The organism is Tardiphaga sp. (assembly GCF_025356345.1).
In the GTDB taxonomy this organism is placed as follows: Bacteria; Pseudomonadota; Alphaproteobacteria; order Rhizobiales; family Xanthobacteraceae; genus Tardiphaga.
Genome location: NZ_JANXTC010000326.1, coordinates 1 through 4,629, shown reverse-complemented (window position 1 = coordinate 4,629; position 4,629 = coordinate 1). Strand labels below are relative to the sequence as shown.

Sequence of the window (4,629 nt, the reverse complement as noted above, 5' to 3'; positions counted from 1 at the left end):
CTACCAGACCCGAGCCGGGTTGGCGGTGGCGCGTCATGTCGCGCAATTCACCGGCGGTACCGCGCTCGACGACCTGATCGAGCTACTGGACCATCGCCGCGGCGTGGTGCTGTCGTCCGGCACCACGGTGCCCGGGCGCTATGAGAGCTTCGACCTCGGCTTTGCCGATCCGCCATTGCTGCTGGAGACCACCGGACCGGGGTTTGCGCTGACGGCACTGAATGCCCGCGGCCGGGTGCTGATCGGCTTCCTCGGCGACACGCTGCGTGATCCCGCCGTCATCATCGACAGGCGCTCGGCCAATTTGCTGCAAGGCCACATCCTGCGCGGCGACGCCCCGGTCGACGAGGACCAGCGTACCCGCCGTGCCAGCGTGATCTCGCTGGTGCGCGATATGGTGGCGCAGCTGTTCTCGTCGGAAGACCCGATGCTCGGCCTGTTCGGCGCCTTCGCCTATGATCTGGTGTTCCAGATGGAAGACCTGAACCCGAAGCGCGCCCGCGAGGCCGACCAGCGTGACATCGTGCTGTATCTGCCGGACCAGCTTTTGGCCTATGACCGCGCCACCGGCTGCGGCGTCACGCTGAGCTACGATTTCACCTGGAAGGGCAACTCGACCGCCGGCCTGCCGCGCGAGACGCCGGACTCGGGCTACACCAAACAGCCGCGCCAGGGTTTTGCCGATCACGCGCCCGGCGACTATCAGCGCACGGTGGAAACCGCACGCGCCGCCTTTGCCCGCGGCGACCTGTTCGAGGCGGTGCCGGGCCAATTGTTCGCCGAACCCTGCGAGCGCTCGCCGGCCGAAGTGTTTCAGCGGCTCTGCGTCATCAACCCGTCACCCTATGGCGCGCTGATGAACCTCGGCGACGGTGAATTCCTCGTGGCAGCCTCCCCTGAGATGTTCGTGCGCTCCGATGGCCGCCGCATCGAGACCTGTCCGATCTCCGGCACCATCGCGCGGGGCCTCGATGCCATCGGTGATGCCGAGCAGATCCGTCAATTGCTGAATTCGGAGAAGGATGAATTCGAGCTCAACATGTGCACGGATGTCGATCGCAACGACAAGGCGCGAGTCTGCGTCCCCGGCTCCATCAAGGTGCTGGCGCGGCGCCAGATCGAGACCTATTCGAAACTTTTTCACACCGTCGACCACGTCGAGGGCGTGCTGCGGCCGGGCTTCGACGCGCTCGATGCCTTCCTCACCCATGCCTGGGCGGTCACCGTCACCGGGGCGCCGAAGAAGTGGGCGATGCAGTTCGTCGAGGACAATGAGCGCTCGAGCCGCCGCTGGTACGCCGGCGCGATCGGCGCGGTGATGTTCGACGGCGGCATCAACACCGGCATCACCATCCGTACCATCCGGATGAAGGACGGTCTCGCCGAGGTCCGCGTCGGCGCCACGCTGCTGTTCGACTCCGATCCCGTCGCCGAGGAAAAGGAATGCCAGACCAAAGCCGCGGCCTTGTTCCAGGCGCTGCGTGGCGACGCGCCAAAACCGCTGTCGGCCTTCGCGCCGGATGCGTCCGGCTCCGGCAAGAAGGTGCTGCTGATCGACCATGACGACAGCTTCGTGCACATGCTGGCGGATTATTTTCGTCAGGTCGGCGCCACCGTGACGGTGGTACGTCATGTCCATGCGCAGACCGTGCTGAACCGGGAAAAATTTGATCTGCTGGTGCTGTCGCCGGGGCCGGGACGCCCGGAGGACTTTGGCATCAAGGGCACCATCGACACCGCGCTGGAGAAGCAATTGCCGGTGTTCGGCGTCTGCCTGGGCGTGCAGGCGATCGGCGAATATTTTGGCGGCGTGCTCGGGCAACTGGCGCAGCCGGCGCATGGCCGGCCGTCGCGGGTGCTGAACCGTGGCGGCAGACTGATGTTCAACCTGCCCAACGAGATCGTGATCGGCCGCTACCATTCGCTCTATGTCGAGCAGGACAGCATGCCCGCTGTGCTCACCGTCACCGCCTCCACCGAGGACGGTATCGCGATGGCCATCGAGCACACGACGCTACCGATCGGCGGTGTGCAGTTTCACCCGGAATCGCTGATGTCGCTGGGCGGCGACGTCGGCCTGCGCATCGTCGAGAATGCATTCCGGCTAAAGGCTACCCACTGACCATGCAGCCGCCATCGCGAGGAGAGAAGCGACGCGGCAATCCAGAGAGCCACTCGCGCAGACTGGATTGCTTCGTCGCAAGGGCTCCTCGCAATGACGAGTGTCTATTATCCTCACCTGAGAAAACACACCGATGACTCCTGAACTCGAACACGATCTCAAAGCCTCCGTCCGCACCATCAAGGATTATCCCAAGCCGGGTATCCTGTTTCGCGATATCACCACGCTGCTCGGCGACGCGCGTTCGTTCCGCCGCGCCATCGACGAACTGGTGCAGCCCTGGGCGGGCTTGAAGATCGACAAGGTCGCCGGTATGGAAGCGCGCGGCTTCATCATCGGCGGCGCGGTGGCGCACCAGCTCTCGGCCGGCTTCGTGCCGATCCGCAAAAAAGGAAAACTGCCGCACACCACGGTGAGCATCGCCTATTCGCTGGAATACGGCCTCGACGAGATGGAAGTGCACGCCGACGCCATCAAGCCTGGCGAGCGCGTCATCCTGGTCGATGATCTGATCGCCACCGGCGGCACCGCCGAGGGCGCCTGCAAGCTGATGCGCCAGATCGGCGCCGAGGTGATGGCGGCCTGTTTCATCATCGATCTGCCGGACCTCGGCGGCGCCGCCAAGCTGCGGGCGATGAACGTCCCGGTACGCACGCTGATGAGTTTTGACGGGCATTGATTGAATCTGTCGTTCCGGGGCGCTGGCGGCGTCAGCCGCTGGCGAACCCGGAACCTGGAAATGCTTTTGCCAAAACATCTCGGGATTCCCCGCCACTCCAATTGGAGTGGCTGAGGTTCGCTCGAGCTGCGCTCTCGCGCCCCGGAATGACGATCACGACCTCCGCAGCAGCAATTGCAGCTCGATCTCGCGAAAGCTGAAATAGTTCTTCCGGATCCACTGGTGCAGCTCGGTGGATGAATCCTTTTCCGCGCGCAGATAGCCGGTGAAGGAAAAATTCAGCCGGTCGATATAGGTCTTCAGGAAGCTCGGCAGCGCGGAAATCTCCAGGATCCGGCCCTGCGCCAGCGCCGGCGGCAGGTCGCCGCGCACCACCTGTTCGTTGTTGATGACATATAGCGCATAGGCCGGCAGTTGCGCCCGCAGCGTGGCATGGGCGCGCAGCGAGGCGCGGTCGGTGTCGCCGACGAACAGCACGATCGGCGCCACGCCGCGGCGCGCGGCTTCCTTGGCGAAACCGATCTCGGCGGTCATCTTGAAGAATTCGTCGAATGCGAAGTAGCCGAGGTCAAGCACCTTGGCGACGTCGTCACCGACAATCAGGCGGTCCATCAGCGCCATCTTGTCGAATGTGTCATCGATCGACGCGGTCTCGGTCAGTGTCGGCAGGAAGTCGAGCAGCGACGGTTCTTTCAGGCTGATGTCGAACGCCGTGACGCCGCCGCGCTGCAGTGCCAGGAATTCGGTCAGCAGCCGCGCCACCAGCGTCTTGCCGACCTGCGGCCGTGTCGAACAGATGATGTAGACGGGCGTGCGGCGCATCAGGGCAATATATCAAGATCAAGCGGACAGAGGAGAATCATCGAAAGCCGCCGAACGCTGGCCGTGCGCTCCCTCGCCCCGCTTTCGCGGGGAGAGGGCTAGGGTGAGGGGCGTCTGCGCGTCAAACACCGGCAGCCCCTCACCCGGAGCCTCGCTGGCGCGAGGCTAAGGCCTCTTCCCGCAAGCGCGGGGAGAGGTTAAAAAAACGCCTACTTCTCGCCGGGGCCGCGCGGCTTGTCGTTGACGAGGTCGGTCAGCTTGATGCGGTCGAATTCGCTCCACACATTGGCCAGCCAGTGCCGCACATAGCCGCGCAGCACGAAGGAGTAATTCGCGGCCTCGTCATGCACGCCCTTGTTGGCGACGAATTTGAGGAACGGCACCGAGGACACTTCGACCTGCTCATAGGCCATTTCGTTGAGCTTCGGAATCGTCAGCTCGACGGCGTCCTTGATGCGGTGGAAGTAGGAATTATAGGTCGCCTGGTCCCACTCGAAGAAGTTGGTGTTGTTGATGAAATTCTTCACCAGATAATATTTGGCGCCGCCCATGAAGCCGGCGGTCTCGGCGATCTCGTCCAGCGAGGCGATCGAGGGCCCGAGAATGTGGAACACGGCAAAGGTGATCTGGCCGGACTTGGCGGCGTCGAGGAAGCCGATGTCGCGCAAGGAAGCCAGCGCCGGGGACAGCAGTCCTGCGCGGACGTCGATCACGGTGACCGAGGGCGCGGAAGAATTCAGCGTATCGAAGATCTTCATCTGGTCGGCCGTGGTCGTCATGTCGACGATCTCGGTGATGTCCGGATGGAAGCGCTTCAGCGTGCCGCGCGGCGATTCGGTGTCGAAGGCACGGGTCGGCACATTGTTGGCGCTGAAATAATCCAGAATGGTCCGCGACACGGTGGTCTTGCCAACGCCGCCCTTGTCCGCGCCGACCACAATCACTGCTGGCTTCGCCATGGAATTCCTTTGTCGCGTTGTCATTGGGGCCTGCGCGCGAGACTCGC

General features: G+C 63.6%; 4 protein-coding genes. 2 read left to right on the top strand and 2 right to left on the bottom strand.

Annotation, left to right across the window (positions count from 1 at the left end; genetic code table 11):
• Together Q0S16_RS19935 and Q0S16_RS19930 are read left to right on the top strand one after the other, a co-directional pair.
• A partial coding sequence (locus Q0S16_RS19935) for an anthranilate synthase component I (RefSeq protein ID WP_295851993.1) occupies window positions 1–2,122 on the top strand: 2,122 nt, incomplete at its 5' end.
• A gap of 133 nt (window positions 2,123–2,255) precedes the next feature.
• A complete protein-coding gene (locus tag Q0S16_RS19930) occupies window positions 2,256–2,801 on the top strand; it encodes an adenine phosphoribosyltransferase (protein WP_295851991.1) in 546 nt (181 codons plus the stop codon).
• Window positions 2,802–2,954: 153 nt separating this feature from the next.
• Here Q0S16_RS19930 and Q0S16_RS19925 read toward each other — a convergent pair whose 3' ends face one another.
• Both Q0S16_RS19925 and Q0S16_RS19920 read right to left on the bottom strand, forming a co-directional pair.
• Entirely contained in the window at window positions 2,955–3,623 is a 669-nt protein-coding gene (locus Q0S16_RS19925; RefSeq protein WP_295851989.1) for a hypothetical protein, read from the bottom strand.
• Window positions 3,624–3,832: 209 nt separating this feature from the next.
• The gene (locus tag Q0S16_RS19920; RefSeq protein WP_295851986.1) at window positions 3,833–4,582 is read right to left on the bottom strand and encodes a hypothetical protein; all 750 of its coding nucleotides are present in this window, start codon (window positions 4,580–4,582) and stop codon (window positions 3,833–3,835) included.
• Window positions 4,583–4,629 lie beyond the last annotated feature (47 nt).